Source organism: Pseudoalteromonas sp. SR44-5 (genome assembly GCF_014163675.1).
GTDB lineage: Bacteria > Pseudomonadota > Gammaproteobacteria > Enterobacterales > Alteromonadaceae > Pseudoalteromonas > Pseudoalteromonas rhizosphaerae.
Genome location: NZ_JACJDT010000002.1, coordinates 98,900 through 125,668, shown reverse-complemented (window position 1 = coordinate 125,668; position 26,769 = coordinate 98,900). Strand labels below are relative to the sequence as shown.

The window sequence follows — 26,769 nt, the reverse complement described above, 5'->3', positions numbered from 1 at the left end:
TAGCCAGAATAAGCAAACAGCTTAAACACCACTAGGGTCAGATTAGCTCACAGTGATGACATATTTTTTACGTTGGCAACTTTTCAAACGGATTATTGTTGATTTTTGAATTAAAAAACCATAAAAACAGGGGGTCAAATCAGCTCATTTTGCCGTATTTAACTACTTAAAATGCCCTTACAATGGCTAATTATCAAGGACGTAACGGGTACTGACATATTTCTTTCATGATTGCCCCTTAGGGTGTTGCTGCGAGCCAAGCATGGCCAAGTAAACAATCAAAATCATTAGCAGCAACCAAGAGAACAATTATGAACCCTTTTATCAAATCGAGTATTGCATTAGCGTGTTGTGGTATTTTATATGCGACCCCAGCCTTAGCGGATGGTCGTGTGCAAGGTCGCATCACTGATGCCAGCCAAAGTGTGTATTTTGGCGGCGCGAAAGTATCGGTTAAAGAGTTAAACTTAAATACGGTAAGTAACCGCGATGGTTCTTTTTCATTTAATAAGTTGCCAGCGGGTGATTACACCCTAGTGGTTGATTACATTGGTGCCCCCTCGGTAGAACAAAAAATTACGGTGGTTGATTCACAAGTTTTTACACAACAAATTATAATTGGTGAGCAACAAGAAGCCATCGACAATATCATTGTTTATGGCCAAAGTGCTGGCCAAGCAGGCGCAATTAACCGCCAAAAAAACGCAACTAATTTAAAATCGGTAGTCAGTGCAGACTCGATTGGCCAGTTCCCTGATCAAAACGCAGCAGAAGCATTACAGCGTTTACCGGGTATTTTTATCGCTCGCGACCAAGGTGAAGGGCGATTTGTTGGTATTCGCGGTATTGATCCAAATTTAAACAACGTTACGGTTAATGGCTTAAATGTGCCGTCGCCTGAGGCCGGTGTTCGCTCTGTGGCGATGGATGTATTGCCAAGTGAACTAATTCAAAGTTTAGAAGTAAGTAAAACTGTTACCCCAGACATGGATGCCAGTGCTATTGGTGGCTCTATCGAAGTAAAAAGCTTAAGTGCCTTTGATAAAGCAGGTGAAAGCTATAGTTTTACTGCACAGGGCTCATATAACGAATTAGAGTCAAAAACTAGCCCGAAGCTTTCAGGTAGTTACACTAATGTTTATGAGCTTGATGGTGGTCTTGATCTAGGTGTAGCAACAGCTATTTCGTGGTTTAAGCGTGATTTTGGTTCACGTAATATGGAGACCGACGGTGGTTGGAGTGAATTTGATGTTGAAGATGCAGCAACTGGCGACAAGGTCTCATTATTTGGCGCTGAAGAAATTGAGCAACGCCAGTATCAAATTACCCGTGAGCGTTTAGGTGCAGCACTTAATTTAGATTTACACAGCGGCGCCACTGATAAATATTATTTACGCACACTATATAGTGACTTTTCTGATGATGAGTATCGCCAACGTAATGAGTATAAGTTTAGCGATGGCAAACTATTAGATAGCAACGAGAGCGGTGCAAACTTTAGTGGTGCAGAAATGGACCGCGATACCAAAGACCGTTATGAAGAACAAAGTATTCTTTCACTGGTACTTGGTGGTGAAAATCAATTAGATAATTGGTTTGTTGAATATAATGTTGGTTATTCTAAATCAGAAGAAAAAGAGCCAAACCGCTTAGATGTGACCTTTGCTGGTAAAGATATTGATATGGGCTACATTGCGCGCGTTGATACTCCATTATTAAGCCAATCGACTAATGCCCACGATTTAAGCCTGTTTGAGATGGATAAAATTGAAGCGGCCAATAACCTTAGTGAAGACGAAGAGCTTAGCTTTAAACTCGACTTCAGCCGTGATTTTGTGTGGCAAAATAATAATGGTGAATTTAAGTTTGGTTTTAAACATCAAAATCGCGAAAAGCGTAATGATGTAAAGGTTGCTATTTATGATGGCGACTTTTTAGATGCTCTTGGTAGCGACTTTGTCGCGCCTGCACCTGACTTTGATTTGGGAAGTTTTGGACCGGGCCTTGATCGCGGCGCGATTCAAGCCTTTGTGAGAAAAAATAAAGAGGCGTTTGCTTTCAATATTAATGAGTCACAAGTTGAATCTGATGGTCAAAGTTATGTAAGTAATGAAGATATTACCGCCGCTTATGCGATGGTTAGTATGGATATTGATAAGTTACATGTTGTCGCGGGCGTGCGTTATGAAGGTACTAAGTTTGAAACGCAAGGTAACCAAGTTGACTTAGTAGTCGATAAAGTCAGTGATACAGAAACGGTTACCACAACGCCTTGGCAAGTAAGTAAAGATTATGACTACTTTTTACCAAGCTTAAATTTACGCTATAACATCAGCGATAAACTAGTGACCCGTTTTGCTTATACCAATACTATCGCGCGGCCAACCTTTAGCGATTCGGCCGCTTACCAATTAATTGAAACTGAAACAGTTGAAGATGAAGGCGTAATGGTTACAGAGCGTAAAGCTGAAGTCGGTAATCCAGCTCTTGACCCTTATGAATCAATGAACTTAGACGCATCAATCGAATATTACCCAGGTTCCATTGGGGTGTTATCTGCTGGTGTTTTCTATAAAGACATCGACAACTTTATTATTCAACAAGAAGTACAAGATAACGGTGATTGGGATGGTTTTGACGAAGTAGTGCAAATGGTTAATGGCGGTAAAGCGTCATTAACGGGGATCGAGCTAAACTGGAACAAAACCTTTAAATCAGGATTTGTGCTTGGTGCAAACGGAACCTTTATTGATGCGGATGAAAAATTACCAAATCAAGCAGACACAGTGGCAAATATCATTGTGGGCTTTGAAAATCATGCTATTAGCACTCGTTTAAGCGCATCATATAAGAGTGAGAGTTTCCAGTTTGATGATGCTGATATGGCGGTTTATGAAGATAGCCACATGCAATTGGATTTCAGCAGTAAATATTACTTAAACGATAATATGAACGTGTATTTCAATGCCACCAACCTAACAGATGAGCCAATGTACTTGTACCACGGCGAAAAACGTTACAACTACCAGTACGAATCTTACGGTCGTACATTTGAGCTAGGTTTTACGTTTTCTTCTTTGTAAGGTGAACATATGAGCCTGCTTAACAGTAGGCTCATTGTTGAGGGTATTATGATTAATAAAACTATTTTGTATATTGCACTAACCGCATGTTTAGCAACGGTTGGTTGCACAGCTCAAAGTAACAAACAAAGCAGTACTGACGTCGCAAGTACCAGTAAAAAAGCCTCCGACAAGATTGAGTTTTTAGCTTTTGGTGATGGTGGTTATCATGTTGACTATCCAAAAACTAAACACATAACCAACCCTAAAAACAAGCAACAGTTTATAGCCGCAGAGCTTGCTGATTGGTTAGAAGATTATCGCCCTCGCGATGAATTTGACCATGCACCAATATATATTTATCCAGGCACTGAGATTGCTACAGAGCAAGGGGGCGCTCAGGCTGTGGGGATCGCAATGGCAAAATTGTGTGAAACAAAAGCGTGCCAATTTGCTATTCAGCTCGGTGATAACGTATACCCTGATGGTGCCGATGCTAATGATGGTAAAGACGACCAAAAACGTTTACAAGACTTAGTGTATGCGCCGCTTGAGCCATTATTTAAAGCTGAGCCTAATTTAGTGGTGTATTCCGCATTAGGTAATCATGATTGGAAAAGCTCGCGCAAAGGCGTAGCGGTACAAACGCAATGGATGGCAGAGCAAGCGAACTTTCACCTAGACGAAAAAGGCTACTATAGCTACAAAATGGGTGAGCCGGGTAACGATGTAGAGTTTTTTGTACTCGATACCAATATGTTACTGGCAGGGCAAAGTTATTATGATGTGCCGCTAAACCCAGATGGCAGCGAAGCAGATGAGCAACAAGCAATACGTGATGGCCGCGCAGATCTTGAAGTACACGACCCCCATGAAGGGCCACAAAATGATGAAGACCTAGCTCAGCTTATATGGCTTGAACAAGGCATTGCAAACTCGACTGCTAAATGGAAACTGGTTTATGGGCATCATATTTTATGGTCAATTGGGGGCACTAAATATAGTGAAGGCCACGTACTGCGTAAATTACTAATGCCAACTCTTTGCAAATATGCAGATGGTTATATTGCCGGCCACGAGCATGACTTAGAGTTACTAACCGATGATTGCTCAAAGTTTGATACCGGTAATAGCGTTGGCAAATTGCCGCTGATCATTTCTGGCGCTGCGTCTAAAATGCGTGGTAAACATACCCCGTTTGCACAGTTTCAAGAACGCCAATATCCTGAATATGATTTGCTTTGGTCAAAAAGCTTTGTATGGGGGTTTAGCCACATCAGTCTGGATAATCAAGCCAATAAGCTTGATGTGAGCTTTTATACCACGCCACGAGATTTAACGGGCAGTATTATTGATGAAGGTAGTTTTAGTTTTTCTAAACGCACTCGATAAACTTATATTTTGCATAAAAGCCAGTGTAACTACGCTGGTTTTTTGTTGTTTTAATGTGTTAAATTGTGCATTTTTTTGCATGTTTGTACATTTATTTACGGTTGCGTAAATATTTGTAAGTGGAGGTAATGCTTTGTAAATCATGGAATTATTGCTTTTGTTAATGGTCAAATTCAAACTATTAACAATAAGGAATTGATTACATGCGTGGCCCGTTATTTAAAACTGCACTAACAACCTCTTTACTTGCAACCCTAACTGCGTGCTCTGGCGATGACTCAAGCTCGAGTAAAAGTGGTTATATCCAATTATACAATGGCTCTTATAATAGCCCGTACACCCGTTTATTTATCGAAGATGCTGAACGCTCAGGCACTGATTTTGGTGGCGTTACCACTCGTCATAATTACAGTGCTAATAACTATGATGTGAGCTTTAAGTACCTTGATGCAAACGACAGTTATATAACGATCAGTGAAAAAGCAGTTTCGGTAAAAGACGACATGACCCAATTATGGGTGATGAATGGCGATTTTTCAGAGCCAACATTCAGTGAGTTAAGTGTACCAACCGGCAGTGATGAAGGGGCTATTAATTTAGGCTTCTTTAATATTGCCGGAGAAGACATTAGTTTTGATGTGTATTTAGCAAATGATGATGGCTTATTTGAAACCGCTGAGTTAATTGCATCACCACGGTATTTAAACGAACTGGCACTGCAAAGCTTTGATGAAGGATATTACACACTGTATTTAACTCAAAGCGGCAGTACTGATGTGCTATTTGAGTCTGCTTCGATTTACCTAAATGATGATGCCAGTTATGTTGCGATGATCAGATCAAGTTACGCCACTGAAGAACATGGTATTACGCTAGATCTCGTTACTTCAAGCAATACCGTAACCACGCTCAAACATCAAAATGCCCAAGGGCAATTGCGTTTTATCAATACTATTGATGATTACCCGCAAACTAGCTTTAGTGCAACGCGGGGGAGCGCAAGCAGCACTTCGCAAGTAACCGCTAATGACAGCTACTCAAACTACATTGAGCTTGCTCCAAACAGTTACAGTATTGCTATGTTAGATGAGCAAGGAAATGCAATTGTTGATAACTTTTTACTAACCCTTGAGCGCGAGCAAAGTAATGTTGGTGTTTTTTATAAAGATAAAGATTACGGCCCGCGAATGATGACAGTAAAAGAAACCTTAACGCCAAGTAGCTACAGTCATAAGGTGACAGTCGTTAACTTAATTGATAGTTACGCGGGGCAAAATATTACTGACGTTGATGTGGTATTTACCCTCAATGGTGAAACCGTAGATGATGCTAAAAATATTATTGATGGCATCGATCAGTATGACCAAGAAGATCAGGTTGTCGATAATGAAATTTACACCACTTATGTGCTTTATGAAGATAATGGCCAGCAAATTGTACTCATGCAACAAGGCGATATGGACTTTAGCCAAGAAGGTAACTACATATTAATTCTTGAGCATGATGAAACAACCAGCACTGGCTATAAAATGACGCTAGAGCGAACGGTTACTGATTCGGTAGAGTAATCTTACTTTAATTTCAGCCTCGTAATAGCGAGGCTGAGATTTTTGGGTATATTTTCAATACACTTTACGTTATAAGGGAATATTAAAAGCAGTCAAGGATTGAAAAATGGACGATGTTTTAGGGCTCATAGTCATTTTATCGTTAGTTGTAGTCGCAGGCTCTATTGCCGGTTTTATTGCTTTAACGCAAATAAGTACGTTAAAGCAAGATATTGCGATGTTAAAAAAACAACTGCGTGGAGTCATGGTAGACAATACCGGGCAGCATCAAGTGTCGCTAGACATTGCTGCTAATATAACTGAGCCGCAAGTAGATCATCCGTTTACGCTAGAACAATCATCCCAAGCTGAGGCAACTTTACATCAGCAACCATCGGTAAAAAAATACGTAAACACCGCACCGACTATAATAACAACTTCTCGCCCGAAACAAGCTTCTCCCTCAGTTATTGATATTTTCTTTAGTAAATTAAAAACACAGTTCCAAGAAAATTGGATGACCTGGATTGGCGGCGTCGCGCTGGCCTTTGGTGGTATATTTTTAGCAAAATACAGTCTTGATGCCGGCTTATTATCACCAAGCTTACGACTCACCTTAGGGGGCTTATTTGGTGTCGCATTAATTGCCGGTGCCGAGTATTTACATAGAAAAGGTATTGTCTTCGAAGGCTTTAATAATTACGTGCCTGCAGCACTTGCAGGTGGCGGGTTTATTAGCTGCTTTGCATTAACGTTATTAGCTTATTCAAGCTATGCCATGTTAAGCCCAACCGTGGCGTTTGTGATGCTGGCATTAATTGCACTGGCCGCAAGCTCTATGGCGCTGCGTTTAGGGCCTTTATTGGCCGTGCTTGGCATAGTTGGCGCTTACAGCGTGCCGATTTGGGTTAATACTGGCAGTGGTAATTTAGCTGCTTTACTGATGTACATTGGCTTTATCACTTTTGCTGCGGTATTAGTGGCGCAAAAGGTAAAACGTAATTGGCTGTGGTATTTACTATGGGCTGGGCATATTGGCTGGTATTGGGTGGCACTGAGTGTAATCAATACGCAGCAATATTGGATTGTTGGTGGTTTTGCACTGCTCTCTATTATTGGTTTAATTGCCATAGCTCGATTAGGTTTAACTTTGCGTTTATTAGAATATCGCCCACATAGTTTACAGCGATTATTAAAATTACAGCCGGATCATCCGTTATTGTTAGCGATAGTAATTCCTTTATTGCTGACGATAATGGCAGAGGCGGTGAGCTTACAATGGCAAATAGTGATGGTGTGTTTAATCGTCATGCTGTTATTTTTAGTGCTGCAAAATAGTCGTTGGGATCTTTGGCAAGGTGTGGCGTTAGTGGTTGCGATGTTATTAGTCTTTAGCCAACAACGTTATAGTGTCGATAGCAATGATCATTTGTTTGTATTTAGGGAAATGTATGGCGTAGGGTTATTACTTGCGGTTGGGCTTTGTCTATACGGGCTTTATTTTGGCGCGCGTTACTATAAACGTTTAACGTTTCATTTAGTGGCTGCGTTTAGTGTGTTTACCTTGATTGCAACGCTCTATACCATAATACCCGAGCAAGGCTTAGGCGTTGCGTATCCGCTATGGACTGTATTTTTGCTAGTTACGAGTGGTGTATTAATTAAACGCGCACAAACAGCTCACACTCAATGGCAGCAGTTTAGTTATTGGGTTGGCGCTAATGCTAATATAACTCTTTGTTTAACTATGTTATTAGCCGATAGCGGGTTAACCCTCGCACTGGCTGCTCAAGTGTTGGTTATTAGCTATCTGGTGAAACGCCATGATGTGCCTATGCCGTATTGGCCTATTAAAGTGCTGGTGGCTGTGGTGCTGGCAAGGCTAACCTTTGCACCGTGGACGGCACATTATTTTGATCTAACCATATTTTCAATACATTGGAGCGCAATTGTGTATCCATCAGCGGTTGGGTTATTTTGGTTTGCCGCAAAACAGTGGCAACAAACAGATATGAAAATTTGGCTCGAAGGGGCTGCATTACATTGCTTAGCATTATTTATCACTACCGAGACCAGCTATCAATTAGTCGGGCATTATCCACAGCTTACTTCTTTAAGCTTTTATGAGCAGGTATTACTCAGTTGTAATTGGTTAGTACTTGGCTGCGTTTATTTGCATCGGTCACACAGCGCAGGGCAACTGGGTAAACTTTATCGCATTGCAGGGCTTGCACTTGCGGGACTCGCTGGCTTGTTGTTGATAAGTACAGCATTATATGAAAATCCACTATTTATACGCCTTTACGTTGGTGAAATGCCATTATTTAATTGGCTGTTATTAACCTGGCTCGTACCAAGTATTCTTACACTGTGGTTGGCTAAATTAGTTAAACCACTTAATGCTAAGTTTAGTCAAATAGTACTAGGTGCATCAGGCTTATTAGCAGTGTTAGCTATCAACACATTGATCCGCCAATATTGGCAAGGCGGGTTCATTTATCTTGATAAAGCGACCAGTGACGCCGAGCTATACAGCTATTCGATCATTTGGTTATTACTTGGCGCGTTGGTGGTCATTACCGGGCATTTAAAACAACAGTTGCTACTACAAAAAGTCGGCTTAGGCATTCTCGGCGCGGTTATCGTGAAGGTATTCTTAATTGATATGGCAAGCCTGACCGGCTTGCTCAAAGCTGTATCATTTATTGGTTTAGGCCTGTCGCTCGTTGGCCTAAGCTGGCTGTTTCAAAAGCTCAGGAGTAAAGCACCAGCGGGGTAATTTAACTCAAGCAGTACACCCAATAAGATTGTTGGGTGTACTTAGTTATGTTGTTTAACGCCAATCTGTTCTAACCTTTTGCCTAGCCCCTTTAACTTCACGCACTATGATTCAGCAGTGCTTTTAATTTCCCTGGCTTGATTGGTTTAGACAAATAATGAATATCAGCGGCTTTAGTCGCTTGTTTTAGCTCTACGTCGCGTACTGCGGTGATTAAAATTGCCGGCACATTGGTTTGCCAAATTTCCCGCAGGGCTTTAATTAATGTAATACCATCGTGTTCATGGCCTAACTGATAATCCATTAATATCACATCCGGTGCGCTGTGTTCATTTGCGTATGCGAGTACGCCTTCAACTTGATCAAACAACTGATAATTAGCTTGCCACTTTTGTAATAAACTGGCCATGGCGTTTAGGTTTTCAGGGTCATCATCAACGGCAACGATATTCATTGCAGAGCGCTCTTTAAACAAGCTATTGGTAACGTGTTTTTGCTGAACAAATTGGCTTTCGCCATAAGGGACTTCAATACTAAAGCAGCTACCTCTTTGCGGGGTTGAGCGCACATCTAAGCGAATCGACAGTAAATCTACCATACGCTTTACTACGCTAAGACCAAGGCCAACGCCTTTATTGTCAGAGGCCTCTACGCGGTAGAAGTCGTTAAATATTTTTGCTTGCTCTACCTCGCTAATGCCAGGGCCGGTGTCCCATACTTCTATGCGCAGGTGATGCTTGCGTTTACGACACGCTACTAATACTTTGCCCGTATTGGTGTATTTAACCGCATTTGATACTAAGTTCTGCACAATTCGTCGCAGATAGGTGATATCGCTGTGGACAATATGTTGCCCGCTGCGCACTGTGAGCTTGAGGCCTTTTTCACTTGATAAAATGGCGTACTCGTTGCGCAGTGGCGCGAGAATATCATCAATACTAAAGTGGCGTGGGGTCGGGGTCATCGCACCTTGTTCAAGTTTGGCAATTTCTAATAGGGCTGACATTAAATGCACTGTTGAATCGAGGCTGGCACCGAGCTTTTCGAAGTTATTGATATTATTATCAGCGAGGGATTTTTCATCTATCGCAGCAAGGTATAAACGGGCGGCGTTGAGCGGTTGCAAAATATCGTGACTTGCTAAAGCTAAAAAGCGGGTTTTACTGTCATTGGCTTGCTCTGCTTCTCGTTTTGCTAAAGTGAGTGCTTGCTCTGTTTGTACGCGGCTTTCTATTTGTGCTTCGAGATCTTTATTGATAGTTCGAATTTCTTGGGTACGCGCTTCAATACGATTTTCCAAATCCATATTCACTTCTTCAAGTGCATTTTGTGTGGCAATGTGAGTGGTAATATCTGAAAAGCTAGTAACAAAGCCGCCATCAGGCAGTGGGTTACCGATCATTTCGTACACTAGGCCGTTACGACGGTGACGGATAAAGTGATGCGAACTACCATTTTTTAAATGTTGCACGCGCTTTTCTACTTGGCGCTCTATTTCACCAGGGCCACATTCACCGCGCTCGGCATTGTAACGAATAATTTGCTCAATCGGTTGTCCTACTTCTAAAAATCCTGTTGGGTAATTAAACATTTCTGCGTAGCGCTTATTCCACGCAACAAGATTAAGCTCTTTATCAACAACTGAAATACCATGACTGAGATTCTCTAAAGAGGTGAACAACAGGTTTTGGTTAAACTGTAGTGCTTGCGTTGTTTCATCAAAAAAGTTAACCACTTCTTCAAATGCCATTCGCTTGCCCGATGCTACCGTGTGGATCAAAGCTTGCGCTGAAGAGGCGCCTAATACACCAGTCAAGGCGCGTTCGCAGTAAGCTATAAACTCAGGATCGGGGTGAGTGTTATTGTCTCCGAGTTGGTGAGTTAGTGAAAAATGCGTCAATACTTGTTGGCTACGCTGGACTCCTAAAAAGGTTTGTAACAGTACTTTAAAATCGTATACCGTGGCTTTTACGTTTTTGTTTAAACGTCTTGCAAGTACTGCTTGCTCCTTGGGATTAACGAATGCTGCTGCTTGAATTTTATCAATTAACCGCTCATCAGCTCCCAGTGAAAAACTAATATAACAGCCAATATTGGCAAATAAAGCGATCAGTGTGCCGCGGGTAATAAGGGTTTGTTGTAGTTCGGTGTCAAGTGTATTACCTGCATCTAAAATAGGTAACATTAAAAATAATATCCAACAAATCAATCCTGCTAATAAACCAGCATAAACACCGTAGGCATGACCTTTGCGCCAGTATAGGCCGCCCACAATGGCCGGTAATAATTGCGTTACCAAAGAAAATGCCACTAATCCCATGCTGGCAAGTGCTTTGCCGTGACCAAACCATTGCTGATAAAAATACGATAAGATCAAAATACCGGCGATGGTAAAACGCCTTACCAGTAATATTTGTGGCTTATAACTGCTGGTGATCAGGTTGCGTTTGAATTTACGTCGCAGCATCAGCGGTAATACCACATCATTTGAGATCATAGTACTTAGGGTCAAAGTGGCAACCACAATCATCGCAGTCGCCGCAGATATTCCGCCAATAAACACAAACGTGGTAAGCAATGCATTGTCATTCATTAATGGCAGTGCCAATACAAAACTATCAGGAGAGAAGCTATTGCCGATCTGTGGATGAATAGCTGCGGTGGCTATTGGTAAAATCATTGCTGCAGTCAGCAGTAAATACAGTGGAAATGCCCAACGAGCGGTAAATAGGTGACGTTTGTCTTGGTTATCAACCACAGTAACGTGAAATTGTCGTGGCAAACAGATGATTGCAGCAGCGGCCATCAGTGATTGGCCAATAAAGTTAAAGCTTAAAAAGTTAAAATTATTCCAATGTTGCCATAAAGATTCTTTTATTTGTCCTTCATTAGCAGTGGGTAAATTATACAAAGTGTACACCGCCAAAGCCGCCACTGCTACTAATGCCAGTAGTTTTATCATTGATTCAAATGCGACTGCGAGCATTAATCCTGAACGGTATTCGGTTACATCAACTTTACGGGTGCCAAAAAATATTGCGAACATTGCCATGATCAGGGTGGCAGAAAGCGCGACCATTGAACCCGATATTTTATTGTCACTTTGTAGTAGTAAGAAGCTGTTGCTCAGTGCCTTTAACTGTAAGGCGATATAAGGAATAGTTGCTAGTAGCGCAATCATAGTCACCATAATGGCGGTGGTTTGACGCTTACCATAACGGGCAGAGATAAAATCGGCTATGGTGGTGATATTTTGTTTTTTACTCACTAGTACCAGTTTGCGCAAAAATCCTTGTCCGAAAAAAAACAACAGTGCAGGACCAAGTAGAATGGGTAAATAACTCCAACTGCTGGTAGCTGCAGTACCAACAGAGCCGTAATAAGTCCACGAAGTACAGTAAATACCCAGCGAAAAGGAGTAAACAAAAGGGTGATGGCTAATTCGTTTTGCCAGCGGTGTGGTTTTATCGCCCCAGTTTGCTAGCCAAAACAATATGCCAATGTACGCTAAAGCGACAAAAATTAGTGCAGCAGTCATGTTTTTATTCAATTTTTATTATGTTATTGCACACCATACCAGAAGTTTTCACTATTTTGAGCTGTCAATTTTTGTGAGTATTCTGAAAATAAACATATTTATTTGATATATATGAGAAATTTAATGTTTTATTGATGTATTAGACTAATGTCGCAAGTGTGCAATATAACCTGGATGAATAGTTAAAATCACCGAGTGGAAAGACTTAACATTATGATAGAAAACGTTTTTTACTTTTTTGTAACAAGCGCTTTAGTACAGTTTACGTAAACGTTAACTTGTTGTTACGACTATGGTCTCAATTCAATATTGTTCAGGCATTGCTAAGTTTATAGCCGAGAATAAATCGAACACATCACTTTTTACAGATGTTAAAGAGGAAATAAAAAATGGCTTTTAAAGATGAAGAACAAGCAAAAGCTTATTGGGCGGAAAACATTTCACTGCTGTTTAAATTATTAGCAGTTTGGTTTGTCGTGTCGTTTGGCTTTGGCATATTACTGGTTGATGTACTTAATGAAGTGCGTTTCTTTGGGTTTAAACTTGGCTTCTGGTTCTCCCAGCAAGGCGCGATTTATACCTTTGTGGCTTTGATTTTTGTGTACGTTTTCAAAATGAATACGTTAGATAAAAAATACGGCGTAGACGAATAGGAGCTAAGCAATGGATGTTCAAACACTCACGTTTATAATTGTCGGGTTGAGCTTCGCGCTTTATATCGGCATTGCAATTTGGGCCCGAGCAGGCTCAACAAAAGAGTTTTATGTAGCAGGTGGTGGTGTTCCGCCTCTGGCTAATGGTATGGCAACAGCCGCTGACTGGATGAGTGCTGCGTCATTTATCTCAATGGCGGGTATCATCTCTTTTGCAGGGTATGATGGCGGCGTTTACTTAATGGGGTGGACCGGTGGTTATGTACTACTTGCTATGTGTTTAGCACCTTACTTACGTAAATTCGGCAAGTTTACTGTGCCAGACTTTATCGGCGACCGTTACTATTCACGCACCGCGCGTTTAGTGGCAATCTTATGTGCCATCTTCATTTGTTTTACGTACATTGCAGGGCAAATGCGTGGTGTAGGCGTTGTATTCTCACGTTTCTTAGAAGTTGAAATTGAAACTGGCGTTTACATTGGTATGGTTATTGTCTTCTTCTATGCGGTACTCGGTGGTATGAAGGGCATTACTTATACCCAAGTAGCACAGTACTGTGTACTGGTATTTGCTTACCTTGTTCCTGCCATCTTTATCTCTATGATGATGACGGGTCACTTCTTCCCACAAACAGGCTTTGGCGCGACATTAATTGGCAGCGATGGTGTATACGTACTTGATAAACTGGACGGTTTAAGTGCTGAACTTGGCTTTGCACAATACACTGAAGGCTCTAAGAGCATGATTGATGTGTTTGCTATTACTGGTGCCTTAATGGTTGGTACTGCCGGTCTTCCTCATGTAATCGTACGCTTTTTCACTGTACCTCGCGTTAAAGATACGCGTATTTCAGCGGCATGGACTTTAGTATTCATTGCGATAGTTTACACAACAGCACCAGCGGTTGCAGCATTTGCCCGTGTTAACATGATTGATACCATAAATGGTAAAGACGGAAGTGGTACTGAATACGCTGAAGCACCAGTATGGGTAAAAAATTGGGAAAGAACGGGCTTAATCACTTTTAATGATAAAAACGGTGATGGCAAAATGTTCTACACAGCAGGTAAAATTGATGATCCAAACAGCGCTAACGAAGTTAACGTTGACCGCGACATCATGGTACTTGCTAACCCTGAAATTGCTAACTTACCAGCATGGGTCGTGGCACTTGTGGCCGCCGGTGGTATTGCTGCGGCACTATCAACAACCGCAGGCTTATTATTAGTTATTTCGACTTCGGTATCGCATGATTTACTTAAGCGGACCTTAAAACCAGACATTAGCGATAAACAAGAGTTACTCGCAGCGAGGTTGGCAGCCATGGTTGCGATTGTTATCTCCGCTTACTTTGGTATTAATCCGCCTGGATTCGTGGCGTCGGTGGTGGCATTTGCATTCGGCTTGGCCGCAGCAAGTTTCTTCCCGGCGATCATTATGGGTATCTTCTCTAAGAAGATGAATAAAGAAGGTGCGGTTCTAGGTATGGTTACAGGTATTACCTTTACTGCGGCATATATCATCTTCTTCAAGTTCATCAGCCCAGAACTAAATAGCCCTGAGCATTGGTTCTTAGGTATTTCACCAGAAGGTATTGGTCTAGTTGGTATGCTTATTAACTTTGCAGTTGCTGCAATCGTGGTTAAGTTTACCGCTGATACACCGCTTGAAATTCAAGAAATGGTTGAAGGCATTCGTAATCCTAAAGGGTCTAGTGAAGCTCACGCTCACTAACAACGCTGATACTCTATTAATTAATATTGATAGATCCAAAAGCCCGACTTAAGTCGGGCTTTTTATTTATCGTTGATAGCAGTACAGTGATTGTACGATTGTTTTTTGCGAGTAGACAAATGAATAATGAGCAACAGGAAGTCGCCCAGTTTGTGCTAGCACAAATGCCATTTAGCGACCTTGATAGCAGCGCAACAGATTACTTTATAAAACATCTCGATGTTATTTATCTAACCCGTGAAAACCAAACGCAATGGCTGCAATCAGCCTCACCTAAGCTGTTTTTAATTCGCTCTGGTTTGTATGACTTAGTGGATGCAAAAGGCGATGTGATCACTCGTTTAGCACAAGGCGATTATTTTGGCTTTCCTTCACTGCTGACCGGCGAGGCAATTCAAAACCGTTTAGAAGTGCAAAAAGAGGGCATAGTTTATATGCTCAACCAAGATGCTTTCGACTACTTACGCCGTGAATATAAAACGTTTGAGCAGTATTTTGTTCGCGCGCATGCAAATCGGCTGCTTTCTTCACATTATAAAAGCCAAAACGATAGTTGGTCTGAACGTAAGATATCTGAACTGATGTCACGTAAAGCGGTCACTTTGTCGCCTGATGCAAGTATTCGCCAAGCAGCTAAAAAAATGAAAGAGCACGGCGTTTCGTCGATTATGGTGACAGAATTTGAACGCTTGGTTGGTGTGGTTACAGATCGCGATTTACGCAACCGGGTATTAGCCGATGAAATCGATCCCAAACAAGCGGTTAGCACTATCATGAGTGTCAAACCCAAGTTTATTTTTGAAAATAACCGTGTTTTTTCAGCGCTGCATTTAATGCTCAAACATAATATTCACCATTTACCAGTGTTGGATGAACACCATAAAGCGTTGGGCATGATCACCAGCACTGACTTATTACGTCAGCAAAAGAGCGATCCCGTTCAATTGATTGGCCGTATTTATAAAGCTCATAGTGTCGCAGATTTAAAGCGTTATGCGGCAGAAGTACCTAAATTATTGCGGAGCTTTTCTCATAATATTGATGATATATCGTTGATAGGTAAATTACTCAGTGGTTTAACTGATGCGTTAACTTCACGGCTAATATATTTATTCCAAGAAGAGTGCGGTGCCGCTCCTACTAGCTTTAGTTTTATTTGTTTTGGCTCTCAAGCGCGTGAAGAGCAAACCCTGCATTCTGATCAAGATAACGGCTTATTACTGCCTGATGACTTAAGCGAGCAACATCAAGATTACTACCGCCGGATGGGTGAGTTTGTTTGTGAGCAGTTGGTCGAGTGCGGTATCAGGCGTTGTCCTGGTAACATTATGGCCAGCAGTGAATTGTGCAGAATGAGTATATCTGATTGGTGTGAAAAGTTTTTTGCTTGGATAAAAAGCCCAACGCCGCAGGCTATGCTGAACTGTAAAATATTTTTTGACTTACGCTTTATTGAAGGCTCTACAGCGCTTTACACCGCATTTTGTGAGCAGCTAACTCGTATTTCTCGTAACGAATTATTTTACGCGGCAATGGCAACCGATATTAAATCTAACTCAGTACCAATTGGTTTATTTAATCAGTTTAAACTCGAAAAAGATGCGAAACAGCACAAATACATCGATTTGAAAAAACGTGGCGTGGTGATCATTAACGATATTGTTCGTCTATATGCGTTAAAAGCAGGCATACGCCGAGCGAACACCCAAGAGCGCTTAGATGCATTACTGAAACATTCATTGTTAAGTAATCACGATGTATATAATTTGAAAGACTGCTGGCGATTTTTAACTCAGTTACGTTTGCGCACGCAAATAAACGAAGAAGGGCTACCGAGTAACTGTATTAACCCAGATAAACTAAACTCCCTTGAACGTCATCAATTAAAAGAAGCCTTCTATTTACTCAAGCTCGCACAACAAGCTGCGGCATTTAAGTTTGCTCGTGGAAGTTTATAAATATGTGTTTTGCTATGAATAAGGTGACAAGCTAAGTGGTTAAACGTTGGTTGAGTCGCTATTTTGCGCGTAAGCAATTACTTGCTCAAAATGCACTAGTACAGCGCTATATAGTAATTGATTTAGAGCTGACTGGGCTTGATCCAAAACAGCATGAGATTGTCTCGATTGCGTGGGTGTTGATAGAAAAGCAATGCATTAAATTAAGTCATGCACAGCATATAATTAATAAAGATGTACAGCGTCTTGAGCAAAGCCCTGTTTATCATGGAATTGCCCAGCAAGATGTCGCAACAGGGCAAAGCTTAGCGGCCATTTTAGCTAAGCTAAGCGCTCATTTTTCGGACGCTATTTTGGTATTTCACAATGCGACTTTAGATTGGGGATTTTTAAAGCAGGCATTTCAAGCACATAATATTGATGTGCAGCCTTTATTGATCATTGATACTTTTCAGATTGAAAAAAAGCGCTTGCACCAACAAGGCCATGAAATCGGCTTGGATGATTTAACCCTTGGTGCTTGTCGGGCGCGTTATGAGCTACCTCATTATGGTTGCCATCATGCACTTACCGATGCCATGGCTACCGCAGAATTGTTGTTGGCACAATGTCATCAAATAAGCTGCGGTAAGAAGTTGAAATTGGCTGCGCTGGTTTAAAGTGATGCTAGCTTGAGTATTGTCGTAATTTATCGTAGCTGAATGACTGCTATAATTAGTATCTAAATCAACTCATAAGTATTAATTTTTATTTTCAAAAATAGGCTCTTATAGTGCGGTTATTCGGTACTGTGCTTGCTATTATAGGAGGCTGTTATTTTACTTTCTCGTTTGGTTTTTTATCTATGAAAAATAATTTACTGCCATCTTTAGCTGGCGTTTTAGTAAGCTTGTTTGTTGTATGGTGGCTACATGGGTTTTTATTGGTTGACCGCTGTTTAGACAGTGGTGGAGCTATTAATCATAAAACAAACTTATGCGTGGGCGCAAACGAGCAAATAATAGAACTTGCTACACCGTCAGGTATGTTAGTTATTTATGGTGTGGTGATTATGGCTTTGTCGCTATCAGTCAGTGTACTGCTGAAAAAGCTAGGTAAGCGCTAAGTTTTGAATTGAAGAGCGAACACGGCAGTTCGCTCTTAACTTTGAATGCTAACTGATAAAGCTCGCTGGCATTTTCACAGCAATTACGCTGCCTTTAACACAGATCACGTTGTTCGCTGATAGCGTGATGTCGACAATCACTTTGTTGGGTTTTACTTCAATGAAGCTACCTATTAGCTGCAGCTCTACCCCCATTGGAGTCGGCGCTAAAAAGTTAACATTTAAAGCCCCTGTAACAAAACGAAATGCAGGTTGAGTCCCCATCTCTCGCTCTGCATATCGATAAGCTATAGCAGCGGCACTGCCTGTACCATGGCAGTCAATCAGGGACGCAAGCAGCCCACCATAAACAAAGCCAGGGATTGCTGTATGGCAAGGTTGCGGCGTAAAGTGGGCGATAGTTTTATCGATATTGCCTTGATTTTGCTCATCCTGATACCAATAACTTTTTAATTGGTGACCCTGCTCATTGTTTTTGCCACAGCCATAACAATGGCTGAGCTCATCGGGGTAATAATCTTGAAAGGCTATATTGTTCATTAAAACTCCTAGTTCTAATTGGGTTATCCGGTGACTCGTTGATCATCAATCACTTTGCCATCATCAGCTAAGCTGCCTAGCTCGACCAACTCAACACTGCCATTTAATTTTGTGTATTGTTTTAAGTTATCTAGCAATACGCCGGTGAGTTCCAGTTTAGTTAGCTCTGATTGGTCTTGATCGTATTCACACAATAGCTGCATTTTGTCTTGATGATCTTGTAGCTTGACCACTAAGCGCATTTTCTTTATCCCCTTAACACTGAGTCTAATTCGCTCTATTTGTTGAGGATGAACAAACATACCTTTTATTTTCGTGGTTTGATCGGCTCTACCTAACCAACCTTGAATGCGCATGTTAGTCCGACCACACGCACTTTGCCCTGGCTTGATAGCCGATAAGTCACCGGTTGCAAAACGGATTAACGGATAATCAGTATTGAAACTTGTAATAACCACTTCACCAATCTCACCATCTGCGACTGGAGTGAGGCTGCCTGGGCGCACAATTTCGACAATTAAATCTTCAGCGATAATTAACCCATCGTCAGCAATGGTTTCATAGCCAATTAAGCCTACATCGGCACTTGCGTAAGCCTGTAAGGTGTTGATACCTTGTTGTTTAAACGACTCGCGCAGTTCATGAGATAATGCCTCTCCAGTCACCAGTGCTTTTTTGAGGCTGCTAACGTCACGTTTAGTTGCCTGCGCTTTATCCAGTAATATTTTTAAAAAAGAGGGAGTGCCACAATAACCTTGCGGGTGTAAATCTTCTATTACGTCAAGTTGTTGATCTGTTTGCCCTGGGCCTGCGGGTATAACCACACAGCCACACGCACGCGCCCCTGAATCAAGAATAAAACCGCCAGGAGTCAAATGGTATGACAAACAATTTTGTACTAACTCACCTGCTCTAAACCCCGCAGCATGAAAGGCTTGGCCCATTCGCCACCAATCTTGCTGGCAATTTTCAGGGTCATAAATAGGCCCCGGTGATTGAAAAATTCGATTTATATGGCCACTTTTAGATGCGAGACCGCCAAGCGGAGGCTGTTGCTTTTGTATGTCTAAAAGGTCAGATTTTCTGGTGATCGGCAAAGTCGCTAGTTGTGAGCGAGTAGTGATATTCGTGGCATCAATGTTCGCTAATATAGCCTGATAATAGGGGCTGTTATTTTTTGCATAGGTAATAAAGTCAGCTAAACGGGACAATAAATTTTGTTCTCTGGTTTCAGAGTGTTGATGTTCATTGGCATGATAAAAATGGCTCATAATAGCTCCAGTAACATAGAAAAAGTAGAGAGATAGATAGGTTGATTACAACCAGCGTTTGCGACGTTTATATGACTTAAGATCTTTAAAGCTTTTACGTTCTTCGTTACCTCCACCGAGGTAAAACTCTTTTACATCTTCGTTGTTTAAAAGCTGCTCTTGTGTGCCATCTAATACAACTTTCCCTGATTCAATGATGTAACCATAATTAGCCGCTCTCAGTGCATAGTTGGCATTTTGTTCTACCAACAGCATAGTAATACCTTGATCTTGGTTAATCTTTTTTATGATTCCGAACACTTCTTTAACCAATAATGGCGATAACCCCATCGATGGCTCATCGAGGCAAATCATCTTTGGACGTGCCATTAATGCACGGCCAATTGCCAGCATTTGTTGTTCGCCACCTGATAAATATCCAGCTAAGCCTGTGCGTTCTTTTAAGCGAGGGAAATAGTGGTACACCATTTCAATGTCTTGATTTATTTGTGCGTCTTTGCGGGTAAAGGCGCCGAGTTTTAAGTTTTCTAGAGAGGTCATATCTTCGATGATACGACGCCCTTCCATAACCTGAAACAATCCACTGCGCACCACATCTTCGGCATTTTTATTGTCTATTCGTTCGCCCATAAAGGTAATGTCGCCTTTAGTGACTTCGCCATTTTCAGTTTTTAATAAGCCAGAAATGGCTTTTAAGGTGGTTGATTTTCCTGCGCCATTTGGCCCAAGTAGGGTGACTATTTCACCCTCTGGCACATCTAAACTAACACCACGTAAAACTTGGATGACTTCATCGTAAACAACTTCAATATTGTTAACGCTTAGAATTGGTGATGCAGGTTGTATTTTTATAGCTGCTTGTGACATAGCTAACTCCGTGAAAAATTAATAATTTATCAGCGGATGAAAATAACGAGATGCTTCATCCGCTGCTATGTTTAACGAGCTATTAAAAACCTAACCACGCATCACGGCGCTCAATGGTTACCAGTGATAACTCTTCAACGACGACATTGCCTTCGTTATAGTTGCCTTTGTAAATGTAAACTTGGTTAGTGCCACGGTGATCTTGTTCACTCCAGTTGCCCGCAAGGCATACGCCTTCAAGTCCTGCTGGTACCCAATCTTTACGGGCATACATGGCTTTTTTAATATTTTCACCGGTTATTCCGCCGTTATCTTTTGCCCATTCCATAGCCTCTTTCATAAAGAATGTTGAGCACACGCCACGAATGTAATGATGAACACGCTCTTCTTGGCCTGAAGGGTCTGATTGTTTTGAAATCTCCCTAACGAGTTTCATGCCAGGTACTTGATCAGTCCAAAACGGCGTCATAGCTGGAAATACATAATCTTTAATGCCTTCGCCCGCAGCTTGGAATATTTTTTTATCGCCCCCCCATATATTCGACATAAACTGAATATCGGTACCAACGGTGTTACATGATTTAACTAAAGACAATACTGAACCACCTAGATTGCCTATATATCCGTAATTTGAGCCTGAGCTTTTTAAGCTTAAACATTGCGCTTTAAAATCACCTGGTTTCATCGAAATAACAACCGCAGGTTGTACATCAAAGCCTAATTCGGTGGCGTACTCTGCACAGGCTTCTTTCGGTGCATTAGGGAAGGGGTGATTTGCACCAATATGAGTAAACTTAGGTTTGCCTTTGCCCCCCTTTTTTTGCCAGTCCTCAGCTGCCCACTGGACTAAACCGCGGCACGCATCTGAATAGGATGCGCCGTAAAAAAAGTTATAAGGAGCTGGTTTCTTTGTATGTGGGTTTTTACCCATAGGATCCGTTAAGTGGCCAGAGTAAGACGCTGAAAATACTGGTAGTTTATCTTTGGCTACAAATGAGATCAGTGCTTCGGTATCAGCGGTGCCCCAGCCTTGCATGGCAACCATGTTTTTACGCGAATGCCACTTTTTATAAGCGGCAATCGCTTGCGGCACTTTGTAAGCGTAATCAATTGTTTCATATTCGAGTTTAGTGCCATTGATGCCACCATTTTCGTTAATGTAAGCTAGGGAATCACGCACGCCGTCAGCGTAATTTTTACCAACAAAAGCTGTCGGGCCACTCATATCAGCTAGATGACCAACAAAGACTGAGTCTTCAGCGAATGTTTGTTGGCTGGTGCACAGCGCGCTTACTATTAATAGAGACGTTAATTTTGCCTTATGATTGTGCATAACTATTTCCTTTTTCTTTTTATGGCTAGATTGCCAATTATTTACGCATTAATGATGCTCATGTGTGTTGTATATGCTTAAGTTAGTGTCTATTGATTAGTACGAGAACGGGTAAAACTTCCAATAGTTTTTAATTTGTGCCCAGCGGTGTGCCATGCCTTGCGGCTCAAAAATAAGGAATAAGATAATCACTAAGCCAATGGCCATTTCTTTGATATAGGCCAGGCCATCAACCACCATTGGAATATTGCCCCAGTCGGTCATTTTCATTAAACCTACGCCGCTTTCGAGTACTTCTGGTAGAAACACCATAAACACCACACCCATTAAGGTGCCTTTAATTGAGCCTAAACCGCCGATGATGATCATGGCTAAGAATTGGATCGACATAAATAAAGTGAACCCTTCAGCAGACACATAGCCTAAGTAATGGGCATATAAGGCACCGCCAATACCGGCATAAAAAGACGATATACCAAAAGAGAGTAAGCGATATTTATTGAGCTTGATGCCCATGATCTCAGCTGATAGATAATGGTCACGTACTGCAACAAAGGCGCGACCATCACGACTGCGCATCAGATTACAGCCCCAAATATACATAATAACTAAGGCTGCTAAGGCGATATAAAAGAAACTTTCATCGCTATTAAAAACAAAGCCAAATATACTAATTGGGTCGGCAGATGAGCCAGCAGAACCACCAGAAAACCAGTCAGCACGGGCAAAGAAGTCTTCTAAAATAAACTGCGCAGCCAGTGTGGCTATAGCTAAGTACAAGCCTTTAATTCTTGAGGCCGGTAAACCAAACATCATGCCTACAGCCATTGTTAAAAAACCAGCCAGTGGAATACACAGCAATACAGGAATACCAAAGGAGATATTGAGCCATGCTGATGCAAAAGCACCAAAGCCAAAAAATGCGCCATGACCTAATGAAATTTGTCCGGTGTAACCGACCAAAATATTGAGCCCTAGTGCGGCTATCCCTAAATATGAAATTTGAATAAATAGGGTTAGGTAATATGCATCGACTAAGTATGGCGCTGCACATAATAGGGCAATTGCGAAAATTGCCACATTTTTGATGGTTGTTGTTTCAAAAATTGTATTATCTTGTTTATAACTGGTGCGGAAATCGCCGCAGGGTCTCATGGTTAAACTGGACATAATAAACTCCTAAAATTTACCTTTATCTGCACTTGTTAGGCGCTATTGATGCACCTAAATCGGCTTGTTTAAATACGTTCAATATCTTTTGTGCCGAACAAACCGTATGGTTTGAACCAAAGGATGACGAGCAACACGTAAAATGGTGCGATGTCATACATATTGCCAACATGCAGATATTGGCTGTCGAAAAACTCAGCGACATTCTCTAATACACCAATGATCAAACCACCGACAATAGCGCCGATGATAGAATCTAAACCGCCAAGAATAACTGCAGGGAAAACTTTGATACCAATTAATGACAGTGAATTTGAAACCCCGTTTACCATGCCAATAACAATGCCAGCTGTGGCTGAAACCGTAGCAGCAATACCCCAGCTCATAGCAAAAACTTGTTTTACCGAAATACCTAAGCTTTGTGCAATCTGTTGATCAAAGGCTGTGGCTCGCATTGCTAAACCGTATTTTGAATGTTTAAAGAATAGATAGAAGGCAACCATAATTATTAAGGCGATTACGGTGCTCATTAAGTAAGCGGCTTCAATGTTCAAGCCAAATATTTGGATGCTATTAGTGGTAAATACTTGCGGGTAACTTTGCGCTGAAACACCAAAAATCCATTTCATCAAGGCTTGAAAAAAGATTGATAAGCCAATGGTGATCATGATCACTGAGATAATAGGTTCACCTATCATCGGGCGTAAAACAATCATTTGCAGCAGCACACCAAAGATTGCCATAAAGGCCATTGTCAGTAAAAAGCCCACTACAAAAGGCAGCTCTAAATAAATCAGTACTGCCCAGCATACCCAGGCACCCACTAATAAAAACTCACCTTGGGCAAAGTTTACAATTTGCGTTGATTTGTACACTAATACAAAGCACATCCCAACGACGCCATAGAGTAAGCCGACAATTAAACCATTGACGATTAGTTGAATTAGCAATTCAAAATTCATGAGACTCTCCGTGTTATGTTGATAGTGTTATCAGCAGCCGTGCAGGCTGTTTCGATCAGCGAAGTGACTTTAAGCTGGGTTTGAATACGGGTTTTAGTACCATCTTGAAATACCACCATGGTATCAATATCAACATTTTCCTTGTTGTCATAAATGGATGAAATAATGTCGCCATATTTATCCGCAATAACACTACGGCGAACTTTACGGGTTCGTGTTAATTCGCCATCATCGGCATCAAGTTCTTTGTAAAGTAATAAAAATTTATGGATTTTTTGTGATTCAGGAAGTGACTCATTGACGCGCATTATTTCTTCGCCAATTTTTTCGTACACTTCAGGCAGGGTTGATAAGTTGGTGTAGTTGGTAAACGACAGCCCTTGTTGCTCAGCCCATTTCGCAACAATACTAAAACGAATACAAATGATGGCTGATAGATAAGGCTTTGCTTTACCTAAAATAACGGCTTCGCCAATAAATGAAGAAAACTTAAGTTTGTTTTCTATATATTGAGGAGAATATTGTGCGCCGTCGCTGGTGCAAGCGAGATCTTTGATCCGATCAATCACCACTAAATGGCCAGACGGTTTAAAGTAACCGGCATCACCTGTTTGCATCCAGCCGTCAATCACGTCTTCATCATAGGCTTGTTGATTATTAAGGTAGCCACTAAACATTCCGACTGTTTTAGCAATAACTTCGCCAATACCGGCTTTATCGGGATTAATGACTTTAATTTGTGCATTATCAAACGCGACGCCAACACTGTCGTAGTCAACATCGGCTTCATGATGGATGGTGTAAGCTCCGCACATTTCTGTTTGGCCGTAGAGTTGGCGTAAAGGCACACCAATGGTTTGGAAAAACTTAAAGGTGTCAGGCCCCATCGCAGCTCCGCCGGTGGCAGCCGATTTTAAGAATGAAAAACCGAGTCGATCACGAAGTGCTTTTAGCAGTAGAATTTCAGCTAGCCATGATTTTTTGCCTGTTACTTGGCTTTGCTCAGCCAGCTTCATGGCAAAATTAAATAGCTTTCTTTTAAAAGGTGTTGAATCCATCATACGGGTTTGTACGTCAGCTAAAATGCCTTCCCATACCCGTGGTGCTAATAGTACAAAGCTGGGGCCAATTTCTCGTAGGTCAGCCATGAGTGTTTCTTGTTCTTCAACAAAATTTACAATTTGACGGGCGATCAGTGCTTGGCCAATTGCATAGACTTGCTCCATGATCCAAGGTAAGGGCAATACAGATACATAGTTGTCGCCAGCTTGACGCGGGTCAGCACGTAAATATGAACTACAGTGCTTAATAAAATTGCCACCATTGAGTAGGGCAATTTTGGGTTTTGATGTGGTACCTGAAGTGGTGCAGTAAATAGCAATGTCGTCAGGGGCTGAGGCATCTATCATGGCTTGATAACGATCAGGGTATGCTTGTTCGAGTTCTTGGCCCAGTGTGTATAGGGTATTGATATCTATAAGTCGCGAGTCGTTGTATTTGCGCATACCTCTTGGGTCGCAATAAACAATGAATTTTACTTGCTCTATGCCATCACCTAAATCAAGTAATTTATCGCATTGCTCTTCGTTTTCAGCAATCACAACGGTTGCGCCACTGCTAGCGAGTAAATAGATTACTTCGTCATGCATTGAATCTTGATAAATACCTAATGAATGGCAACGTAAAGCGTGAGCAGCAATTTCGCCCCATATCCATTCTGGGCGGTTATCACCAAGTAAGGCAATGGTATCATCTGTATTCACGCCTTTGTTACTCAACGCGAGCGACAACCACTTTACTTTATTGTTATATTCGGCCCAGCTGAACTCGTTCCAAATACCAAACTCTTTTTCTCGCATCGCCACCATATCAGGCCAATGCGTGGCATTGTGTTGTAGAATTTTGGGGAAGGTATTCAGTTCACCCATCTCAAAATCTTGATTGATTTGGCTAGTCATTAACTTACCTCCTCTAAGGTGGCTGGCTCTGCGTCGTCTTCAAGACCAAGGTAGGCACGTTTAACATAGGGGTCAGCCATGACTTCGTGTGGTAAACCAGAAATTAATTTTTTACCAAAATCCAGCACCATAACTTCATGAGAAATATCCATTACAACTCCCATATCATGTTCAATCATAACGACCGTAATACCGAATTCTTCATTTAAATCGAGGATGTATCTGGCCATGTCTTCTTTTTCTTCCAGATTCATTCCAGCCATTGGTTCGTCAAGTAAAATCAGTTTTGGGTTTAGAGCCATTGCACGAGCTAATTCAACGCGTTTACGAAGCCCGTAAGACAAGGTGCCAGCGATGGATTTTCTGATATGAGAGATCTCAAGGAAGTCGATCACTTCTTCTACTTTTCTACGGTGAGCGAGTTCTTCTTTTTGCGCCCCAGAAGCCCAATATAACGGCCCTGTTAACCAATTGTTTTTTAATAAGTGATGGCGACCAACCATAATATTATCGAGCACTGACATATGGCCAAATAAGGCTAAGTTTTGAAAAGTACGGCCCATACCTAAGTCTGCGCGGTCATTGGGTTTTAAGTGGGTAACATCTTGATCTGCAAAGGTGATTTTTCCACTGTTAGGTTGATAGCGGCCAGAAATGCAATTGAGCATTGATGTTTTACCAGCCCCATTTGGGCCAATAATTGAAAATACAGAGCCTTTAGTCACCGAAAAACTAACATCTGTTAAGGCTTTAACACCACCAAAGGCTAGCGATATTTGCTCTATATTGAGTATCGATGTTGTCATACTCATACTCCTAAATTTAACTGAGAATAAAAATGAATAACGAATGCGTTGAAAAATAAGAGGGGGTGAACCCTCTTTAAAATGTATTAACGG

18 protein-coding genes are annotated in these 26,769 nt (G+C 41.5%); 9 read left to right on the top strand and 9 right to left on the bottom strand.

The features are described from left to right. The first annotated feature begins 311 nt into the window (after window positions 1-311). From H5154_RS01680 to H5154_RS01665, 4 genes are all read left to right on the top strand, one after another. Window positions 312-3,083, top strand: coding sequence for a TonB-dependent receptor (locus H5154_RS01680; RefSeq protein ID WP_182717183.1), 2,772 nt, complete (start codon window positions 312-314; stop codon window positions 3,081-3,083). A gap of 48 nt (window positions 3,084-3,131) precedes the next feature. Then, window positions 3,132-4,454 (top strand): metallophosphoesterase, encoded by a 1,323-nt coding sequence (locus tag H5154_RS01675; protein ID WP_182717232.1) that lies wholly within the window; start codon window positions 3,132-3,134, stop codon window positions 4,452-4,454. A 203-nt stretch (window positions 4,455-4,657) separates the two neighbouring features. After that, window positions 4,658-6,022 (top strand): hypothetical protein, encoded by a 1,365-nt coding sequence (locus H5154_RS01670; protein WP_182717182.1) that lies wholly within the window; start codon window positions 4,658-4,660, stop codon window positions 6,020-6,022. A gap of 106 nt (window positions 6,023-6,128) precedes the next feature. Further along, window positions 6,129-8,780, top strand: coding sequence for a DUF2339 domain-containing protein (locus H5154_RS01665; RefSeq protein ID WP_182717181.1), 2,652 nt, complete (start codon window positions 6,129-6,131; stop codon window positions 8,778-8,780). 97 nt (window positions 8,781-8,877) lie between these two features. On the opposite strand, the gene H5154_RS01660 is transcribed toward H5154_RS01665, so the two are convergent. Beyond that, complete coding sequence (locus H5154_RS01660) at window positions 8,878-12,318, bottom strand: PAS-domain containing protein (RefSeq protein WP_182717180.1); 3,441 nt, start codon at window positions 12,316-12,318, stop codon at window positions 8,878-8,880. A gap of 389 nt (window positions 12,319-12,707) precedes the next feature. Here H5154_RS01660 and H5154_RS01655 point away from each other — a divergent pair, with 389 nt between their 5' ends. From H5154_RS01655 to H5154_RS01635, 5 genes are all read left to right on the top strand, one after another. Continuing rightward, window positions 12,708-12,971: a DUF4212 domain-containing protein gene (locus H5154_RS01655; protein WP_004586074.1), complete on the top strand. Its 264-nt coding sequence runs from the start codon at window positions 12,708-12,710 to the stop codon at window positions 12,969-12,971. 10 nt (window positions 12,972-12,981) lie between these two features. Beyond that, entirely contained in the window at window positions 12,982-14,706 is a 1,725-nt protein-coding gene (locus tag H5154_RS01650; protein WP_149982128.1) for a sodium:solute symporter family protein, read from the top strand. A 119-nt stretch (window positions 14,707-14,825) separates the two neighbouring features. Next, complete coding sequence (locus tag H5154_RS01645; protein WP_149982127.1) at window positions 14,826-16,664, top strand: DUF294 nucleotidyltransferase-like domain-containing protein; 1,839 nt, start codon at window positions 14,826-14,828, stop codon at window positions 16,662-16,664. Window positions 16,665-16,699: 35 nt separating this feature from the next. After that, a complete protein-coding gene (locus H5154_RS01640) occupies window positions 16,700-17,323 on the top strand; it encodes a 3'-5' exonuclease (RefSeq protein ID WP_182717179.1) in 624 nt (207 codons plus the stop codon). A gap of 185 nt (window positions 17,324-17,508) precedes the next feature. Further along, window positions 17,509-17,769, top strand: a complete 261-nt coding sequence (locus tag H5154_RS01635) for a hypothetical protein (RefSeq protein ID WP_149982125.1) — start codon at window positions 17,509-17,511, stop codon at window positions 17,767-17,769. Between the two features lie 48 nt (window positions 17,770-17,817). Here H5154_RS01635 and H5154_RS01630 read toward each other — a convergent pair whose 3' ends face one another. The 8 genes from H5154_RS01630 to H5154_RS01595 form a co-directional block, all read right to left on the bottom strand. Beyond that, window positions 17,818-18,309, bottom strand: a complete 492-nt coding sequence (locus H5154_RS01630) for a PaaI family thioesterase (RefSeq protein WP_145235331.1) — start codon at window positions 18,307-18,309, stop codon at window positions 17,818-17,820. 23 nt (window positions 18,310-18,332) lie between these two features. Next, complete coding sequence (locus H5154_RS01625; protein ID WP_182717178.1) at window positions 18,333-19,580, bottom strand: phenylacetate--CoA ligase family protein; 1,248 nt, start codon at window positions 19,578-19,580, stop codon at window positions 18,333-18,335. A 45-nt stretch (window positions 19,581-19,625) separates the two neighbouring features. Next, window positions 19,626-20,447, bottom strand: coding sequence for an ABC transporter ATP-binding protein (locus H5154_RS01620; RefSeq protein WP_145235336.1), 822 nt, complete (start codon window positions 20,445-20,447; stop codon window positions 19,626-19,628). A gap of 82 nt (window positions 20,448-20,529) precedes the next feature. After that, the gene (locus tag H5154_RS01615) at window positions 20,530-21,780 is read right to left on the bottom strand and encodes an ABC transporter substrate-binding protein (RefSeq protein WP_145235338.1); all 1,251 of its coding nucleotides are present in this window, start codon (window positions 21,778-21,780) and stop codon (window positions 20,530-20,532) included. 96 nt (window positions 21,781-21,876) lie between these two features. After that, window positions 21,877-22,950, bottom strand: coding sequence for a branched-chain amino acid ABC transporter permease (locus H5154_RS01610; RefSeq protein WP_149982122.1), 1,074 nt, complete (start codon window positions 22,948-22,950; stop codon window positions 21,877-21,879). Window positions 22,951-23,018: 68 nt separating this feature from the next. Next, window positions 23,019-23,912 carry a branched-chain amino acid ABC transporter permease gene (locus H5154_RS01605; protein ID WP_145235342.1) on the bottom strand — a complete coding sequence of 298 codons (894 nt, stop codon included), beginning with the start codon at window positions 23,910-23,912 and terminating at the stop codon, window positions 23,019-23,021. Next, entirely contained in the window at window positions 23,909-25,870 is a 1,962-nt protein-coding gene (locus H5154_RS01600; protein WP_145235344.1) for a long-chain fatty acid--CoA ligase, read from the bottom strand. The genes H5154_RS01605 and H5154_RS01600 overlap by 4 nt, the downstream gene beginning before the upstream one ends. Then, complete coding sequence (locus H5154_RS01595) at window positions 25,870-26,676, bottom strand: ABC transporter ATP-binding protein (protein ID WP_182717177.1); 807 nt, start codon at window positions 26,674-26,676, stop codon at window positions 25,870-25,872. Before H5154_RS01595 ends, H5154_RS01600 begins: the two co-directional genes overlap by 1 nt. Window positions 26,677-26,769: the final 93 nt, after the last annotated feature.